The sequence below is a fragment of the Pseudomonas sp. AC112 genome (genome assembly GCF_979253545.1).
On record NZ_CEEDCM010000001.1, the window covers coordinates 5647445 to 5665790 of the forward strand.

15 protein-coding genes are annotated in these 18346 nt (G+C 60.9%); 3 read left to right on the forward strand and 12 right to left on the reverse strand.

All coding sequences use genetic code 11. The features are described 5' to 3' along the window. Nucleotides 1-28: 28 nt before the first annotated feature. The 4 genes from AC0IYN_RS26355 to AC0IYN_RS26370 all read right to left on the reverse strand — a co-directional run bounded on the left by AC0IYN_RS26355 (nt 29) and on the right by AC0IYN_RS26370 (nt 4724). The gene (locus tag AC0IYN_RS26355; RefSeq protein WP_078048414.1) at nt 29-397 is read right to left on the reverse strand and encodes a protease inhibitor Inh/omp19 family protein; all 369 of its coding nucleotides are present in this window, start codon (nt 395-397) and stop codon (nt 29-31) included. A 49-nt stretch (nt 398-446) separates the two neighbouring features. Then, nucleotides 447-1880, reverse strand: coding sequence for a serralysin family metalloprotease (locus AC0IYN_RS26360; RefSeq protein WP_078048413.1), 1434 nt, complete (start codon nt 1878-1880; stop codon nt 447-449). A gap of 366 nt (nt 1881-2246) precedes the next feature. Continuing rightward, the gene (locus AC0IYN_RS26365; RefSeq protein WP_406598898.1) at nt 2247-3350 is read right to left on the reverse strand and encodes a DmpA family aminopeptidase; all 1104 of its coding nucleotides are present in this window, start codon (nt 3348-3350) and stop codon (nt 2247-2249) included. Between the two features lie 9 nt (nt 3351-3359). Next, complete coding sequence (locus AC0IYN_RS26370; RefSeq protein ID WP_406598897.1) at nt 3360-4724, reverse strand: APC family permease; 1365 nt, start codon at nt 4722-4724, stop codon at nt 3360-3362. Between the two features lie 199 nt (nt 4725-4923). On the opposite strand from AC0IYN_RS26370, the gene AC0IYN_RS26375 reads away from it, so the two are divergent. Beyond that, nucleotides 4924-5709, forward strand: a complete 786-nt coding sequence (locus tag AC0IYN_RS26375) for a helix-turn-helix transcriptional regulator (protein WP_457247721.1) — start codon at nt 4924-4926, stop codon at nt 5707-5709. A gap of 168 nt (nt 5710-5877) precedes the next feature. Here AC0IYN_RS26375 and AC0IYN_RS26380 read toward each other — a convergent pair whose 3' ends face one another. Genes AC0IYN_RS26380 through AC0IYN_RS26395 form a run of 4 tightly spaced genes read right to left on the reverse strand, consistent with a single transcriptional unit; the run spans nt 5878 to nt 9650 of the window. Further along, nucleotides 5878-6957: a polyamine ABC transporter substrate-binding protein gene (locus AC0IYN_RS26380; protein ID WP_471844049.1), complete on the reverse strand. Its 1080-nt coding sequence runs from the start codon at nt 6955-6957 to the stop codon at nt 5878-5880. 60 nt (nt 6958-7017) lie between these two features. Next, on the reverse strand, nt 7018-7359 hold the full coding sequence (locus tag AC0IYN_RS26385; protein ID WP_457240023.1) for a cupin domain-containing protein: 342 nt from the start codon (nt 7357-7359) through the stop codon (nt 7018-7020). Between the two features lie 26 nt (nt 7360-7385). Next, nucleotides 7386-8792 (reverse strand): NAD(P)/FAD-dependent oxidoreductase, encoded by a 1407-nt coding sequence (locus AC0IYN_RS26390; RefSeq protein ID WP_406598894.1) that lies wholly within the window; start codon nt 8790-8792, stop codon nt 7386-7388. 48 nt (nt 8793-8840) lie between these two features. Further along, entirely contained in the window at nt 8841-9650 is an 810-nt protein-coding gene (locus AC0IYN_RS26395; protein WP_406598893.1) for a helix-turn-helix transcriptional regulator, read from the reverse strand. 257 nt (nt 9651-9907) lie between these two features. Between AC0IYN_RS26395 and AC0IYN_RS26400 the strand changes: the two genes are divergently transcribed. Next, the gene (locus AC0IYN_RS26400) at nt 9908-10180 is read left to right on the forward strand and encodes a DUF1652 domain-containing protein (protein WP_049708382.1); all 273 of its coding nucleotides are present in this window, start codon (nt 9908-9910) and stop codon (nt 10178-10180) included. A gap of 73 nt (nt 10181-10253) precedes the next feature. Here AC0IYN_RS26400 and AC0IYN_RS26405 read toward each other — a convergent pair whose 3' ends face one another. After that, nucleotides 10254-12707, reverse strand: coding sequence for a UvrD-helicase domain-containing protein (locus tag AC0IYN_RS26405; RefSeq protein ID WP_471844052.1), 2454 nt, complete (start codon nt 12705-12707; stop codon nt 10254-10256). Between the two features lie 219 nt (nt 12708-12926). Between AC0IYN_RS26405 and AC0IYN_RS26410 the strand changes: the two genes are divergently transcribed. Then, entirely contained in the window at nt 12927-13622 is a 696-nt protein-coding gene (locus AC0IYN_RS26410) for a pirin family protein (RefSeq protein ID WP_457240025.1), read from the forward strand. A gap of 76 nt (nt 13623-13698) precedes the next feature. Here AC0IYN_RS26410 and pgm read toward each other — a convergent pair whose 3' ends face one another. From pgm to AC0IYN_RS26425, 3 genes are all read right to left on the reverse strand, one after another. Continuing rightward, a complete protein-coding gene (pgm, locus tag AC0IYN_RS26415; protein WP_471844054.1) occupies nt 13699-15342 on the reverse strand; it encodes a phosphoglucomutase (alpha-D-glucose-1,6-bisphosphate-dependent) in 1644 nt (547 codons plus the stop codon). A 107-nt stretch (nt 15343-15449) separates the two neighbouring features. Further along, nucleotides 15450-16856 carry an aminotransferase-like domain-containing protein gene (locus AC0IYN_RS26420; RefSeq protein ID WP_406596457.1) on the reverse strand — a complete coding sequence of 469 codons (1407 nt, stop codon included), beginning with the start codon at nt 16854-16856 and terminating at the stop codon, nt 15450-15452. Next, complete coding sequence (locus tag AC0IYN_RS26425) at nt 16853-18280, reverse strand: hypothetical protein (RefSeq protein WP_471844057.1); 1428 nt, start codon at nt 18278-18280, stop codon at nt 16853-16855. The genes AC0IYN_RS26420 and AC0IYN_RS26425 overlap by 4 nt, the downstream gene beginning before the upstream one ends. Nucleotides 18281-18346 lie beyond the last annotated feature (66 nt).

The following is an 18346-nucleotide window of genomic DNA, read 5'->3' on the forward strand; positions in this document are numbered from 1 at the left end:
AAATCAAGTGATAAGCTTATAACCGCAACTAAGGCGTACGTTGCAATACAACTTCCAGGCCGGTGGGCGTGCGCCCTTTATATTCGCCTTCCTTCTGCCGGTTGAGGTGGGTAATGCCACTGCCTTCGGCGTTCATCAACCAGATACCGTCCGGTGTTGGCGTCCAGGTCAGGGGCTTGTCGCCCAACCATTGCGCGACGCACGCCACATCACCGCCCAAGGCATTGGCCTGCTCCAACAGGTCCAGCGCACACACTTGGCCCTGCTGGTGCAACTGCCAATGCCCGGCCAACTGGGCGGTGGTGGGTAATACGAGACTGCTCGCCATTGCGTGGGCTCCTGCCGACACGAACATCACCTGCACGATGCAAATGATCAAAGTGAAAAAACGCTGCATCTTCATGCTCCAGCCGTAAAGCGCGGCGCCGAAGCGCCGCGCCCGTGTATCACGCTACGATGTCGCTGACCGCTGCCTGGCCGACGGTAGTGACGAGGAAATCCGCCACGCCGTGACCGGAGAAGTCCACTGCCAAGGTGCCCAGGTTGGTACCTGCGGCGTAGGTCAGCACAGCATCGCCGGCATGCCCGGTGAAGGCATTGACGAAGGTCAGGCCTGCACCCTTGGTGATACCGGACAGGTCGATCTTGTCCGAACCCGAGGTAAAGTCAAAGATCTTGTCCGCAGCCCCAGGCTTGGAGTCGGAGCTGGCACCGAACACAAAGGTGTCGTTGCCCGCGCCGCCCCACAGTTGGTCCGCCCCGCCGCCGCCGTAGATCAGGTCGTTGCCGGCCCCACCCTTGATGACGTTGGCCGCGTTGTTGCCAATGATCAAGTCATTGCCCGCGCCGCCGAAGGCGTTCTCGATGGTCACGCCCTTGGCGATGGACACGTTGCCCACCAGGCCGCCAACGTCGGAGAACGACGCTTCATTGAGGTTGATCTTCTGGTTCTGGGTGAAGCCGGAGAAGTCCAGGGTGTCGTTGCCACCACCGTCCCACACCGAGAACACCAGCTTGTCGGCATTGGAGGTGGCGCTGAGGAAATCACGCCCGGTGTTGGAGTTGAAGCCGTAGGTGGTGTCGCCGGCGCGGGTGTTGTAGTTGGCGCCGTAGAGCTTCTGGATCGCCGCGATGTCGTCGATCAGCGGGCCGGACGCGTAAGCCTCGACCCCGCCTTTGCTGAAGTTCTGGTTGGTGTTGCTCTCGCTCCAGTAGCTCATCAGGCTGTAGCCGCGCGTGTCCTGTCCATAGGTCGCGTCGTTGTAGGTCGGGTTGCCATTCCCGGCGTTGTAGTCGCCAGGGTGGGCCAGGCCCAGGGTGTGGCCGATTTCGTGGGTCAGGGTTTGCCGGCCATAGTTGTTCAGGTCCGGGGTCTTGTTTGGCGTGTAGCTGTTGTTGGTCAGGTACCACGACGTGCCGTCGTAGCCTGCGCCGGTGCCGGGCAGGTAGGCGAAGGCGGCAGCGCCGTCCTGGCCGCTGCTGTAGTTGCCAAAGGTCATGTGACCGTCACCGCCGGTGGCTTTCTCGGTGAAGGTGACGTTGGCCACGTCCGCCCAGGATTGCATGGCCAATACGGCCTGTGCTTTTTGCTGTGCGTTGAACTGGCTGAAGCCTGCGATGCCATGTTTGTTCATGGTGCTCGAAGAGGCCGACGTCAGGAAGGTGTAGGTCAGGTCGATCTTGCCGTTGCCGTCAAAGTCCCGGTACGCGGCGCCGTCACGCAGCAGCTGGGTGGCCGCCTGGTCAACGGTATAGGAGGGTTTGCCATTGATCGTGAGGTTGCCGCCACGGTCATACAGATGGCTGAAGCTATCGATTTGCGAGTAAGCGGTACTGGCTTGCGCCGCCGACACGATAGCCTTGTCTTTTACTTTTGACATAAACGTACTTCCTTGTTTGCAAGTGCATCAGTCTTTGATCGATAGGAACCCCGCGGGCGAGATCGTCCTATCACTCGCCTCTTTTGAAGGCGTAAGAAAACTGACACAACTTGAAATCTTTCGTCTACATCTTTTCCAGCACTAAAAACCGCCGAACCTACAACTTAATGAAGTTGCAGTCCGTGTTTGTTGGGCGGCGTGGCGCTTGTCCGACAAAAAACAGCGCCCCGTTATTTAAATATTAAATAGCACTAACGCCGATCAAGTTGACCGGCGCTGTTAGTTATTGGATCCACTATATTGCCAGGGTGTCATTGGCAACATTAAACAGCCATTACTTGTATTAATAACTTCAAGTGGCCCCTATTACCGGGACACACTCCAACCCGTCTTGCTGAGTGCCGACAGTAACGTGTCACCCTTGAGGCCAGGCACCAGGACGCCGTGATCGGTGAGCATGTCCTCCCCGGCCAGGATTGCATTGATAATGGCTTCTTCCACCGCCTCCGCCGCAGCGCTGAACAACGGCGAGATATGGTCGTTGTTGACCATCTGCAACGCTGTGCTGAAGGGCAGCTGCTTGCGTCCGTAGTCCGCCGGCGGCAAATCCTGGTTGCCCGTGGCAAACGCCAGGAATAGGTCGCCGCTGGAGTCCTCGGTGCCGCCACCGGTACGGGCGATGCCGATCGATGCGCGTTGCGCCAGGCGTTGGCATTGGTGCGGCAACAACGGCGCATCGGTGGCCAGGATCACCACGATCGAGCCCATCCCCGGTGTGCCTTGCTCGGCGAACGGCGAGGGAATCTCCATCAGCCGGCGCCCCACCGGGTAGCCATCCACCCGCAGTTCCTGGCGCTTGCCATGGTTGGCTTGCACCAGCACGCCGACGGTCCAGCCGCCCTGCTCCGCCGGCAAGCGCCGCGAGGCTGTGCCAATGCCGCCCTTGAACTCGTGGCAGATCATGCCGGTGCCGCCGCCGACCGCGCCTTCCTGCACCGGCCCCGTTTCGGCGTTGCCCACCGCTTCGCGCACGTGCTCGGGGCCGACGTGCTGGCCCCAGATATCGTTGAGCAGGCCGTCATAGGTTTCCATCACCACCGGCATGCACCAGTACACCGCAGGGTCCGCCAGGCGCTCGCGCTCCAGGGCGATCAGGCTGTCGCGTACCGTGCCGATGCTGTGGGTGTTGGTGATGGCCAGCGGCGTGGTCAGCAACCCAGCTTCACTGACCCACTCGAGACCGGTGGCATCACCGTTGCCATTGAGCACGTGGTACCCGGCAAAGCACGGTTGCAGGCGGGCCTCCCCCGCGCGCGGCTGGATCACGCTGACGCCAGTGCGCACCTGCTTGCCGTCGATACACGCCTTGAGGGTGCTATGACCAACCCGAACGCCGGGCACATCGGTGATGGCGTTCCACTCACCGGGCGTGCCCAGGCCCAACGTAATGCCCAATTGACGTGCGCGCATAACCACTCCTTACAATTTCTGGAAGACCGGACTCAACCGGCCACTGATGCAATACAGGATCACCGACAGTGCCAGCAGGCCGATGATAATCATGATGTCCCGCACCGACGCGGCGGCCACCAGGGTGACCAACAGGTACCCCGCGCCCAGTACTGCGAGCAATGCCGGTAGCGGCCACAGCGGCATGCGATAGGGATGCTCGCGATCACGCAGCAACACCCGGCTCATCAGCGCGCTCAACGCCACCACCAGGTACACCAGCATGATCAGCAGCACGCTGAACGAGGTCAGGTCAGCCAGGTTGGAGCTGAAACTCAGCAGCGCCGAAGGAATCGCCAGGAACAGCGTAGCCAACCACGGCGAATCCCAGCGCGGATGAATACGCGTGAACAGCTTATTGATGCTCGGCGTCCACAGCGCATCACGCCCACTGCTGAACACCACGCGGCCGATCTGGATCACGATGGCGACGATCGCATTGAACACCGACAGGAAGATCCCGGCGCTGACCAGGCGCGACAAGGTTTCATTGCCGTGGCTGGTCAACAGGTAGCCGATAGGGTCCGGGCTGCTGATCATCTCGCTCAGGGACGGCGCGCCGATCAACAGTGCGGTGATTGGCACCAGTTCGATGACCACCACCAGGCCAAGGGACCACAGCACCGCCTTGTGCACACCTTTGCCGCCGCATTTCATGTCCTCGGCGAGCAACACCGCCGGGCCGTAGCCGTTGTAGGAAAACAGGCCGATGCCCACGGCACCGATCACCAGGGCCCACGGCGCCAGGTGCAGCACGCCGTTTTCGACGATCTGCGGTTGGAACAGCACGCTGGCCGGTTGCACCGGGTTGCCGAAACCAATCACCACGATCACCAGCAAGGCCGCCACTTCCAGCAACAGGCAGGTGCCGGTGATCCAGGCATTAAGCTTGATGTTGAGGATGCCCAGGGCGTAACTGCACACCACGATTACCAGGGCGACGGTCTGGGAATCGAATGTCGTGCCGAGGGCGTTATTCAGGTACGTCGCCGCGCCCGTGGCCAGTACCGGCGGGATAAACAGCAACATCACCAGCACGGTGAGAAACGTCGCATAGCCGGCCATGCCACCGAACACACGCTTGGCGTACACGTACTCACCGCCGGCGCTGTTGTGGGCGCGGCCGAGTTCGGCGTAGCAAAAGGCAAACATCAGCGCGAGCAAACCGGCCATCACAAACGCGAGGAACACGCCGCTGCCGGCCTGCTGGATAGCGAAAGGCGCGATGACGAATACAGAACTGGCCGGCGTCACCGCCGACACGGTAATGGCGACCACATCGAAGACACTCAAGGTGGGTTTCAGCACGCCGTCGGGCGTGGGGGAAGTGCTCATATCGTTATCCTCTGTCGTTGTTCTTGGTGTGAGGCAGAAACGAAAAGTCTGGAAGTCACGGGATATGTTTCCCGTTGAATGATGCCGACGGTAATGGCCGTCGGCTTGTCAGCCAATTCCCCTATTGGCGTACTCCCCTTGACGCCACCCGGCAAAAGCCGAACCCTTGGCCGATCTTTTGCTGGCGGGAGCCTGTCACATGAGCCTGTTTCGGGAGGTTGGGATGCACGCCGGCCTGGGCCGCACCGTCGCGCACATCGGTACCGAGCGTTTCTGGAAACAACTGGTGCTGTTGTTGCACCAGTGCCTGCCCTTCGATAACGCCCTGGCGATCTTCTACCCCCAGGAGGGCCCGCCCCAGGCCTTGGAAGAATACGACGCGCAACCCAGCAGCAAGCCAGCGTCGATGCTGGCGTACCTCAATGGTCTGTATCTGCTCGACCCGTTTTTCCAGGCGTGCCGCGAGGGCTATGCCAGCGGTGTGTACCGCTTGGAGGAAGTGGCGCCGGATCATTTTCGCCAGAGTGAGTACTTCCTCAATTACTTCCACGACAACGTGCTGGAAGACGAGGTGCAATTCATTCTGCAATTGCCGGGCGCAGGGACCTTGTCGCTGTCATTGGGCATGCAGCGGCGTTTCACTTTTGAAGAGACCGGGCTGATGACCACCGTGGCCGCCTGGGTATTGCCGCTGATGCAGCAGCACTGGCAGCAAAGCACCCAGCGCGCGCCGGCGATGGACAGCCAGATCAGGGATGCGTTGAGCCAATTCGGCTGTGGCGTGCTGTCAGACCGCGAACTGGAAATCGCCCGCCTGGTGCTGCGCGGGTTCTCGTCCAAGGCCATGGCCGAACGCCTGAACATCTCGCCGGACACGGTGAAGGTGCACCGTCGGCACTTGTACGCGAAGCTGGATATCTCGTCACAGCCTGAGCTGTTTTCGTTGTTTATCCAGTCGTTGGGGCATGACCTGGAAAACCCTTGACCGGTGGCAGGCCAGCTTATGTGGTGAGCGGGCTTGTCCCGCGCTGGGTTGCGCAGCAACCCCAAGGCCAGACGCCGCGGTTTATCTGGATAACCGCGGTGATCTTATTGGGGCCGCTTCGCGCCCCAGCGCGGGACAAGCCCGCTCACCACAATTTATAACAGGTCTTCAGCGCCCGGTGCGGATGGTGTTCCACACGCGCGTACGCACCCGGTCGATATTCAACGGCATCGCTTCCAACGCGAACAATTTGCCCATCATTTCCGGACTCGGATAGACCTTGGTATCCGCCTTGATGGCCGGGTCCACCAGGCTGTCGGCGGCTTGGTTGCCGTTGGCGTAGTGCACGTAGTTGGTGATGCTGGCCATCACTTCCGGGCGCAACAGGTAGTTCATGAATGCGTAGCCGGCTTTTTCGTTGGGCGCGTCGGCGGGCATGGCGACCATGTCGAACCAGATCGCAGCGCCTTCCTTGGGAATGTTGTAGCCGATGTTCACGCCGTTCTTGGCTTCCTTGGCACGGCTTTCAGCCTGCAGGATGTCGCCAGAGAAGCCCACCGCCACGCAGATGTCGCCGTTGGCCAGGTCCGCGGTGTATTTCGAGGAATGAAAGTACGCCACATAAGGTCGCACTTTCATCAGCAGGTCTTCAGCCCTTTTGTAGTCCTCGGGCTTCTTGCTGTGATGTGGCAAACCCAGGTAGTTGAGCGCGGCCGGCAGCAGCTCCGGGCCATTATCCAGAATCGCCACCCCGCATTTCTGCAGCTTGGCCATGTTCTCGGGCTTGAAGATCAGGTCCCAGGAATCGACCGGTGCGTTGTCGCCCAGTACCGCCTTGACCTTGTCGATGTTGTAGCCGATGCCGGTGCTGCCCCACAGGTACGGAAAGCCATGGGCATTGCCTGGGTCGTTGTTTTCCAGGGCCTTGAGCAGCACAGGGTTGAGGTTTTTCCAGTTGGGCAACTGGCTCTTGTCGAGTTTCTTCAAAGCGCCGCCCTGGATTTGCCGGGCCATGAAATGGTTGGACGGGAACACCACGTCGTAGCCGGATTTACCGGTCATCAACTTGCCGTCGAGGGTTTCATTGCTGTCGTACACGTCGTAGGTGAAACCGATGCCGGTTTCTTTCTGGAAGTTCTTGGTGGTGTCCGGCGCAATGTAGTCCGACCAGTTGTAGATTTTCACCGTCTCGGCGGCTTGGCTGATAGAGGCCACCAACATCAAGGGCAACAGGGCAATGGCTTTCATGGTTCGATTTCCTGGCGGTTTTAGGGCTGTTTTTATGGCAGGCGATCAAGGATCAAAGCGTTACAGAATCAATACGTAGGTCTTGCGCACGGTCTCCTGGATATCCCAGATGCCGGTGCTGTTGACCGGCAACATCAGTGCATCGCCGGCTTCTATGTGGACGATTTCACCGGTGTCCGGGGTGAAGGTGCAGCGGCCCTGGACAAAGTGGCAAAACTCCTGGGATTTGATCTGCCGACGCCAGCGCCCGGGGGTGCACTCCCAGATGCCGGTCTCGACGCCGTCGTTGCGCTCGACGCTCAGGGTCGAGGCCACGGCAATGGGTTCACCCAGCGGCACGGCGACGGGCGACGAGTCCGGCAGGTGGGCGTTCAGCGTGTCTTTGAATTGAGTGATGCTCATGGGTTTTCCCGTGTGAGTGAAACGGCTTAGTGCATGAAACCTTCCATGAACCCGGCCACGCCGGTCGCCAGCTTGCGGCGCCACGGGGCGGTATTGGGGTTGGCCAACACCTGGTCTTCATGGACAAAACTGCGAATGATCGCGTTGTAGCCGAGCCAGCGGCAGGGTTCGGGCTCCCAGGGCTTGAGTGCCTCCAGGCCACGCTCGCGGATGACCCAGGGCTGGTGGGTCAGCGGGGTGTCGTGGCCCAGGATCAAATCGGCCAGGGTACGGCCGCCCAGGTTGGTGGCACCGACGCCCTCCCCGCCATACCCGCCAGACAGCGCGATGCCGGTCTTGTGGTCGCAGAGCATGTGCGGGCGGAAATTGCGCGACATGCCCAGGTTGCCACCCCAGGAATGGCTGATCCTCACGTGCTTGAGCTGCGGGAACAGCTCGCCGAACAGGTAGCGACGCAGCTCCACCTCACTGTCGGTCAAGTCGAAGTTGTGGCGCAGCTTGCCGGCAAACTGGTAGCCGCCGCGCGCACCGAACACCAGGCGGTTGTCCACCGTGCGCTGGCCGTAGGTGACCTGGCGACTGCTTTCGCCAAAGGCTTGGCCGTGGCTGAGGCCGATTTCATCCCAGGTACTGGCTGGCAAGGGCTCCGTGGCGACGATCAGGCTCTGCACCGGCAATTGGTAACGGCCCAGCAGTGGCAACGTGTTCGCGTAGCCCTCCACCGCCGGCACCACCCAGGCTGCGCGCACACTGGCCTTGGCGGTGCGCAGGCTGCCGGATTGCCAGTGGGTAACCGGGCTGTTCTCGTAGATCGTTACACCCATGTTCTCCACCACCCGCGCCAGGCTGCGCACCAGCTTGGCGGGGTTGATGGTCGCGACGTGGGGTGCATAAATGCCGCCATACGGCTTGGCAATGCGGATCTGCTCGGCCAGTTGCTGCGGGCCGAGCCAGCGGTAGTCGGCTTCGGTCAGGCCCTGGGCATAGAGTTTGTCGAGGTAGCGGCGCAGGCTGCCTTCCTGCTCGGGATAGCGTGCGGCGCAGTACAAGGCGCCGCCCTTGCGGTAGTCACAGTCGATGCCTTCGCGCGCCAGCACCTGGGCGACTTCGTCAGGGATGGCGTGCAACAGGTCGAACGAGGCGCGGCGTTGTTCGGGGTTCAGGCCGGCGAGCAAGCGGTCCTCCCCCAGCAGGTTGCCCATCAGCCAGCCGCCATTGCGACCGGAGGCGCCGAAGCCGGCGGTCTGTGCCTCGATGATGGCGATTTTCAGCTCGGGGGCCTGGCGTTTCAGGTAATACGCGGTCCACAGCCCGGTGTAACCGGCGCCGATGATGGCCACGTTGACGTCCAGGTCATGCGACAGCGCCGGTCGCGCTTGCAGCGGGTCGTCCAACTGGTCCATCCATAAACTGATCGTGCGCCATGCCGACATGCCAGGTTCCCCACCTCGTTTCGATAGGGTCGATCCTAGAGCGGGCTGTCAGGGGCTGTCTTGCGCGCGTGCACGCAGGGAAATTTGTTTGACGTAGGCCTTGGGCGACTGGCCCGTGTGCTGGCGAAACGCACTGTAGAACGCCGACAGCGAATTGAAACCTGCGGCAAACGCCAGGTCGTCGATTTTTATCGGGGGTACGGCCTTGTCCAGCGCGGCCAGTAAATGCTGGAGCCTTGCCTGGTTGACATAGCGATAGAAGCTCTGCCCCAGCACTTGGTTGAGCAGGTAGGAAATCTGGTTGCGGCTGTAGCCACATTCCTTGGCAACCCGCTGCAGGTCCAGCTCCGGGTCGAGATAGGGTTGCTTGCGTTCGAAATACTGCTGCAGGTCGTTGGCCATATGCCCCAATTGCTGGGGCGACAGGCCCAGGCGGCTGACCGAAGGCCGCGCAGCCTGGGCTGGCTGCTCATGCACCAGGGAGGCGTACTCGTTGACCCGCCAGATCAACCCGTCGCGCACCGTGATGGCCTCGCTGGTACGGAACGACACCAAACCCTGCCCGCCGCGCAAGGTAATGCGGTACTGGATGAACGCAGTGTCGCCATCGGCGCGGATGCGATCGGTGTGCTCGATCGCCTCGTCGGCCTCGCGCGGCATGCTGGCTTGCAGGTAGTCGCGCAAGTCGGCGAAACCGACGACACGGTTCTGGAAGAAGTCGTGGTACTGGATATCCGGATGGTAGTAGGACATCACGCCCTCCAGGTCCCGGTGGCGCCAACACAGGTGATGGCGCAGCACCAGCTCGCGTGTGGCGTGGGAGTGCTGGGAGTCATCGTCTAGGGCGATGTCGGGCATGGGCGGCTCTATGGCGGGTAAACCGTGGAGATTGCCGAATTTTGCCAAGGCCATCAATGGCCAATTGGAACTTCTGACTAATGGCCTTTTGCCCAATTTCAAGCAGGACATGACCCACATCAACCTTATCGAAAACAACCGCCGAACGGAGGCAAAAAACTCACCTGGCGGTTGCGCACGGATGCTATTTTTAAGCTCTTCGATGCCAAGACCAGTGAAGGTCATGGCCCCCTGCCGCGAGCTAAAGGAAGCGCTCAATGAACAAGGTGGGCAACATGAACAAAGTGACGTTCCCCAACGCCTGCCAGCTGATGCGCTGGCATTTCCATCCGATGGGCTTCGAGGGCAGCATGGATGCGCCTGGCAGCATGATCGTCCGCCTGTTCGACCGTGCCAGCGGTGAAACCCTGATCGCCATCGCCGGCATTCCCTGCGCCACCGTGATGAACGCCGCCGATGTAGAGCGGATTATCGAGGCGGTGGAGGATGAATTGGAGTCGTTTGTGCCGCCGCAGTCCCTGCGGGCCTGAGCCGACCTCCGTAGGCGCTGGCTTCGCAGGAGCACCACGTCTTTCAAGGACCTCATCGCCGGCAAGCCGGCTCCTACAGAGGGGTTCGTTGGTCGTCGAAGAAGGCTTTCCTGCCATCCACCCGCTCTGACGCCTTCGGCACATTCACCGCCTGGCCTTCGGGCTTTTCCACGTACCAATAGCAATGGCTCACCGCCCGAGTAATGCCCACGTAGGCCAGGCGCAACACTTCGTCCTTTTGCGCAGTGTCGTACGGCTCGCTGTCACCGTCCTTGCCCAGGCCGGCCATGCGGTACACCTGGTTCTTGTACGGTGAGCTGGTCACGTGTTGGCAATCCCCAAGCAGAAATACCGCGTCCGCCTGCAGCCCCTTGGCACTGTGATAGGTCAGTTGCTTTAGCTTGCGCGCCTGGGGTGGCAAGCTAGAATCCACATTAACTACAGACTGAATATGCTCTTGAATCAGGAACTTATCGCTACTTTTTCGATAAAGCATCAACACTGAGTCGCCACGCTGGTAGTGCGCCTGCAACTGCCGCCCCAATGCTGCATCATCGCGCTCCAGCACCTTGACGGGCACCAAATCCTTGGGCGCCCCGCTGGCCTTGGCCTTCTTGCCGGGGATGGCGGGTGCGGCCCGCACAATATGCTCGGCGGCGTCGATGATGTGTTGATGGCTGCGGTAGTTCTCCCCCAGCATCACACGGGTGGTGGCGGGTGACGGGAATTCCTGGTTGAACGCCATGAAGTACTTGGGCGAACTCCCGCGCCAGCCGTAGATCGACTGCCAGTCATCCCCCACGCACAGCAGCGACGAGCGCTGGGCACCGCGCCCGACGTGCATGGCCGGGCCGCGACTGCGGATCTCGCGCAGGCTGGCGCGGATCCACGAGACAATCTGCGGCGAGACGTCCTGGAACTCGTCGATCATCAAATGCGACAGCGGCCGCAACAGCGGATCACTGAGCAGCTTGAGGTTTTCCGGGGTGTTTTCACCGAACAGCGAAAACATGCGGTTGTAGGTCATGATCGGTGGCGACTGGTCCAACAGGTGATCTTCCAGGGCCTTCCAGAAAATGCTCAGCGCTTCAAAGAAGAACCGGTCCGGGTCGTCCTTGGCAAAGCTCATCTGCCCAACCGCAGTGGGCACGTCCAGCCCCAGGTTTTCGATAAACCCGGCCGCCATCACAAAGCTGTCCAGCAACGGCGCCGAGGCCAGTTCGCCCTTGACCTTGTAATCAAAGCCTGGCCCGGCGCTGGCATCACCGGCCAAACTGCTTAAAAGCCGCTTTGATGATTCATAACTATCGAGCCATATCAGTGGCTTACGGCAGAAAGCTTGAAACAGGGTGCGCTTTACCGCCCATTCTGCCCGTACCGACAATTTTGAATTTGGCCGGCTGATCTGGGCGTTCTCCCTTGAGTCAAAGCCCAGCACCACCCAAGCGTCCAGCTCCGGTATATAGCCATGACAGTGAAACTGCGCGCCGTTGATCTCCAGGGTCTGGCGATTGGGCTCGATGCCCTTGATCGGCCACGCACCCGCACGGAACCACAGGTCTTCGATCAGATCGCACAGTTCTTCATCACGCTTGGCCGCCAGTTCGGTCACGGCTACGCGCTTTTGCACATCGGGATGCTCGCGCTCCAGCTCCTTGAGTTGCAGGCCCTGGCGTGCCAGCGGCGCTATCAGCTCGCGAAAGCGCGCATGCTGGCCGTGAAGGCGGTGGTAACAGGCGTTCATCTGCTGGCGTTGGGCGTCGTTGATGCGCAGGTCAAAGGGGTTGCTGTCAGCGTCCTCAACGCCTGCACTGAGGTTTTCGAACGCTTGCAGGCGCTCAAAGCCCGGCAGGCTGCGCACCATTGGCAGGATGCGCGAGTGAAAGGTTCGCACCACGGCCTGCGCTTCTTTCATGCCAAGGGGTTGGCCCCACAGGCTAAGAATTTCCATGAGCTTGTTGATGAAGTCTTTGCGCGACTCACGGGTAAAGGTCACGACCGTCATCGAGCTCAGTTCAAAGCCCAGGTAGTGGGTAAGGAGCAAAATACGCAGCACCAGTGAGGTGGATTTACCCGCACCGGCGCCGGCTATCACTGAGGTCGAAGGCGTATCGCTGAAGATCATCTTCCACTGTGCAGCGCTTGGCTGCGCGTGGGCCGGCAGTAACCGCGCAACGTCAGCCTTGATGCGTTTCTTCAACTCGGCCGTCAGCGGCAGGCGCCAATCATCGAAGAGGCTGTCATCCACACCCGGCGCTCGGTGCTCATCCGGGCGGAAGTCGCGAATCAGCAGGACTTGCCGGCCTTCCTCGATGCCATCGGCCTTGCCCTCGCGGTAGCCGTACTCCACACCGGCCTCATGCCCACTGCGAAAACCGTCGGCCTGCCCGTGCAACCAGGAAAACCGGTGCTGGGCGCGCAAACGGGTCAAGCCATGGCCAAACAGGCGCGCGGCCAGGCGTTTCAATAGCGGCATTTCGGCCAAGGGGCGCAGTTCGGGAGGAAGATCAGGCTTTTGTTGCGACACGCGGACTCCTGCGATGAGCTGGGTTCAGACAAGTGCGCCATGGTCGCCGGAATCGACGTTGAGTTCCAGCCAATTGCTTTGCTGTCATGCAGTTAGGCGATGAACTGAAAGTCAAAGCGCCACTAACCCATCTAATCGACTGATAGGAATCAGGCATATTTCCGGCTTTTTATCGATCATGAGCTGCAGGATCATAGGCGCCATCCACAGGAGACGATCATGCTTGAACTTCGACCTTTCAATTCCCTGGGCGGCGCCCACCATGGCTGGCTTGACGCTCATCATCACTTTTCATTCGCTGAATACCACGACCCCAAGCGCATGCACTGGGGCAACCTGCGGGTATGGAACGACGACATCATTGCGCCGGGCACCGGCTTCCCGCAGCACCCGCACCGCGACATGGAGATCATCACCTACGTACGCGAAGGGGCGATCAGCCACGCCGACAACCTCGGCAACAGAGGTCGCACCGAAGCCGGTGACGTGCAGGTGATGAGCGCCGGCACCGGGATCGCCCACAGCGAGTACAACCTGGAAGAGACGCCAACCAAGATCTTCCAGATCTGGATCATTCCGAATGAAGCCGGTCTGCCGCCTTCGTGGGGCGCCAAGCCGTTTCCCAAAGGTGATCGCGAAGGTTTTGTGACGCTGGCCAGTGGCAAGGCCGGGGACAGCGAAAGCCTGCGCATTCGTGCGGATGCACGCCTGGTGGCCGCGAACCTGAAAGCCGGGGAAAGTGCTGAATACCGGTTGGACAGCGGACGCCGTGCGTACCTGGTACCGGCGACGGGCGTGATTGAAGTCAACGGCGTGCGTGCGCAAGCGCGAGACGGTGTCGCCGTAGAGGATGAACAGGTGTTGCGGGTGACGGCGGTTGAAGACAGCGAAATCGTCTTGGTTGACCTCGCTTAACTTTGTAGGAGCCCGGCTTGCCGGCGATAGCGATCTTACGAACGCCATCGCCGGCAAGCCGGGCTCCTGCAATGGGTTACTGGCTGATAGCGCCGTCTACCAGCACCTGCGCCTCTTCCACCAGTTGCTTGAGGTGATCTTCGCCAATAAAGCTCTCGGCGTAGATCTTGTAGATATCCTCGGTACCCGATGGGCGTGCAGCAAACCAACCGTTTTCGGTCATCACCTTCAACCCGCCGATTGCCTGGTTGTTACCCGACGCATGGCTGAGAATCTGCTGGATGCTTTCCCCGGCCAACTCGGTGGACGTCACCTGATCCGGCGACAGCTTGCCCAGCAAGGCTTTCTGCGCCGGCGTGGCCTTGGCGTCGACACGAATCGCGAACGGTTCGCCCAGGGCGTCGGTCAGGCCGCGGTAAATCTGGCTCGGGTCCTGGCCTTTGCGCGAGGTCATTTCTGCAGCCAACAGTGCCGGGATCAGGCCGTCCTTGTCCGTGCTCCAGACGGTGCCATCCTTGCGCAGGAACGAGGCGCCGGCACTTTCTTCGCCGCCAAAGCCCAACGAGCCCTCGAAGAGGCCGTCGGCGAACCACTTGAAGCCGACCGGCACTTCGTACAGGCGACGGCCAATGCGCGCAGCGACGCGGTCGATCAAGCCGCTGCTGACCACGGTCTTGCCCACGGCTGCGTCGGCGCGCCAGTCAGGACGATTCTGGAACAGGTAGTCGATGGACACGGCCAGGTAGTTGTTCGGAGCCAACAGGCCACCGGACGGCGTGACGATGCCGTGGCGGTCGTGGTCCGGGTCGCAGGCGAATGCCACGTCGAAGCGTTCCTTGAGACCGATCAGGCCTTGCATGGCGTAGCTGGAGGACGGGTCCATGCGGATCTGGCCGTCCCAGTCAACGCTCATGAAGCGGAAGGTAGCGTCGACTTCGGTGTTCACCACGTCCAGGTTCAGGCGGTAATGCTCGGCGATCGCCGACCAGTAGCGCACCCCTGCTCCGCCCAGCGGGTCTACGCCCAGGCGCAGGTCGGCACTGCGGATGGCGTCCATGTCGATCACATTGACCAGATCAGCCACATAGCTGTTGAGGTAGTCATGGCGATGGGTGGTATCCGCCTTGAGTGCCTGGGCGTGGGTGATGCGCTTGACCCCGGCCAGTTTATTGGCCAGCAGCTCATTGGCCTTGGCTTCGATCCATTTGGTGACGTGGGTGTCGGCCGGGCCGCCATTGGGCGGGTTGTACTTGTACCCGCCACTCTGCGGCGGGTTGTGCGACGGCGTGATGACGATGCCGTCGGCCAGGCCGCTGGTACGGCCACGGTTGTAGCAGATGATGGCGTGGGAAATCGCCGGCGTCGGCGTGTATTCATCGCCTTGCGCCAGCATCACGTGCACGCCATTGGCGGCCAGCACTTCCAGGGCGCTGGCACCGGCAGGTGTCGACAATGCGTGGGTATCCAGGCCGACAAACAGCGGGCCATTGATGCCCTGGGCTTCGCGATACAGGCAGATAGCCTGGCTGATGGCGAGTACATGCCATTCGTTGAAGCTCAGTTCAAACGAGCTGCCACGGTGACCGGAGGTACCGAACGCCACGCGCTGGGTGGAGATTGCTGCATCAGGCTGGCCGGTGTAGTAGGCCGTCACCAGTCGCGGGATATCCACCAGCAACTGGGCTGGCGCCGGCTTGCCCGCAAAAGGACTGATTGTCATGCATAAACCTCGGAAAGAAGGATTTGGAAAAAAAACGGCAGTTTACTGAGAGTTGGACTCCTGCGCGACGGTATCGATCCTACAACAGTCAGAGAAACTTCACGCAATCATCCCATCTGGGCCTGATGCAGCGCCTCGCTGATGGCCGCCAGGGCAGCATCGAGGTCCGGCTGCCCATGAAAGGTCAGGCTCAACCGAAAATCCTGCTGATGCAGGCCGCTGACGCTGAACAGCTCACCGGGTGCAATCACCACCTGCTGGCCGAGCAGGCGCTGGAATACCTGGCGCATGTCCACCGGGTGCGTTGAGTGCAACCACAACGTCGCCCCGGCAGCAGGTGCACTGAAGCTCACCTGCCCCTCCAGATGCTGGTCCAACCGTTGGCTCATCGCCTGCGCCTGCTCATGTAAGTCTCGGCGCAGTGCACGCAGGTGCTGGTCGATACGCCCGCTTTGATACAGGCGCGCAATCGCGCGCTGGCGGATCGACGACAAACGAAAGGCGCGCAGCAGGAACTGGCGCTGTAATTCACTGCTCATGCGCCGGGACAACAGGTAACCATAAGGCGCTTCCGAACCCAGGACTTTCTCGAACGAAGAAAACACCATGAGCCGCTCAGGGTTCACCAACTCCCGGAGTGCTGGCTGTTGATGATTGAATCCCAGTTCGCCAAAGGTGTCGTTCTCCAGCAGCCAGCAACCGTAGTGATCCAGCATTTGTGCAACGGCCAGGCGGTCGTGGTGCGGCATCACAACCCCTGCCGGCAGGCTGACCTTTGATGACAGCAGCACCAGGTGCACCGGCTCGTTGGCTAACACGCGGTCAAGGCTGACCAGGTCCAGGCGACCGTCCGGCATCCAGGGTAGTTCGATGATGCGCACCCCGGCATCCTGGAGCAGGCGCAGGACCAGCCAGTCGCAGGGCGATTCGACAATCACCGTGGTCCCCCTCAGGCCCAGCACGTCGATGAGAATATGCAGCACACCGCGCAGGTCGGCACCGATGTAGACGTCATCGGCGTGCCAACAGCGCGTCGGCGACGAGGTATAGCGTGCCGCCAGTACCGCGCGCAGCTCCCACACCCCGCAAGGCTGGGACCAGGGTTGCAGATGCTGTGGGTACTGGCGCACCAGCTCTCGCTCAAGGCGCAACAGGCTGCTATCCAGCGAAGCCAGCAACGCGGGCTCATCGCCACTGAGTACCACCATGCCCGGCCGGCGCGCTGCGGCGTAGAGCCGGTCGAGCAGATCACCACCGGCCCACGCCTGTGGGTTTGACGACAGCGGCCAGGCGTAATAGCCCGACTTGGCCACCGAGTAGACCCGGCCCTCCTTTTCCAGTAGTGAGTATGCGTACTGTACCGTCGAGATCGACACATTCAGGCGCCCCGCCAACTGCCGCAGGGAGGGCAGCTTAACCCGGGCATTGGTGCTGACTTCGTTGATCAGCGTGATCATGTAGCGATAAACCGCCTGGTACGCGAAGTCCGCCTGCCGTTCGCCGCGCAGTGTCATCGCCCGGACAATTGACAGGCCTGCGCGCTGCCGCGAGCCATGGCCCCCGCACTGTGGGTTGTTTTGCCGCTCACACCGATCAACGGCCGCTTGCGGTACAGGTGTTGCACCAGAGGCATCGGCAAGCCGCTGGTATCGGTGACCCACTGTTGCAGCATTTCGGCAGATGGCTTGCCCTGCAGGACCTTGTGCAGTTCCGGCAGGGCTACGAGCATGCCCGGGTGGCATTGGCGCAGATAGCCTTCCAGGCGCTCACCATGATGGATAAACGGAGAAAACAGCAGGCAGATCAGCTGCGTTTCATCCAGGCCAAAGTAGTGTTGCGCGTAGATTCTGGATTCGATGCGCCCTTCACTGCTCTGTGCCCTCGCGAGCAACTCTTCGGGCACCTGCACGCTGCGCATGCGCTGGGACGCCTGATGGACAAAGCCGCGCACGCCTTCCTCATAGTCCAGATCGCGCAAGCATTGGGCCTGCAAGCCTCGCAGGTGCGCCATCAACTGTGGGTTGGAGTAGCTCGGATGGCTGAAATGAAAGCCCAATGGGTCGGGCGCATAGGCCATGAACTCGTTGAGCATCGGCGACTGTTGTGTGTCGACATCCGCCAGCAGGTCGGCAATGCCGATGTAGGCCAAGTGACGATGGCCGGCCCTGCTGGGGTTGTCACTCGCAACATAATGCTCGCCATACACATCGCGGTAATAGCCAGCGCTCCATTCCTCCATGCGCGCAAACAGGCCCGTGAGCGACACCGGCCAATTGGGTTGGATGGCAAGCCCCGCGCCTTGGGCGGTTTTTTTCAGCCACGCCAGAAACTGACTTTGCTTGCGCAGGGAGTCGCCGTTGACCACGGCATGCACCCCACCATTGCAGGTGGTAACGCGCTGATAGAAATCGCCAAGTGCCAGGTAGGTGTCATTGCACAAGGTTGCGCGGCAATCACCCGAAGTCACGTGGCCGATCATCAGCATGTTGCGCTGGCTGATCTCCCGCCCGACGGCAGAGGCTGGCCGCAGGTGGTTGAAGGGCAATACTTCCTGGTTTTCCACCATCAGTAACTCAACCCTGGGATCATCGTGGAGAAACAAGCGGCCATAGCCCAGGTTGAGTTTGTCGAGCCGGCCTTCGGTCATCCCGGCATGGCGCAACGTCGCGACCCGCAAGTGAAAGGTGCGTGGGGCGCGGCCGGCGATGGTCAGTTGCGCGGCACGCAACAACGCCAGGGTGTAGGTGCTCGCTTCACCGCCCCCATGGGCCACCAGCACCTTGTAATCCCCGACCTGTTCCATACCGCCTGCCGCCACAACGATTCGTTGGACCAGCAACTGGAGCGCCGTTCGCTCTGCGCGATTAAAGTAGCCAATCAAACGTTGCAGAACTTGCTGGTAAACATAGTTCATAGCCTGTTCGTGAATAGTGCTCATCGTTCTACTACCTGAGTTTAAATATCCGTTCCAAGCAACTGCTGACAGTACTTGCTCGACCTATTA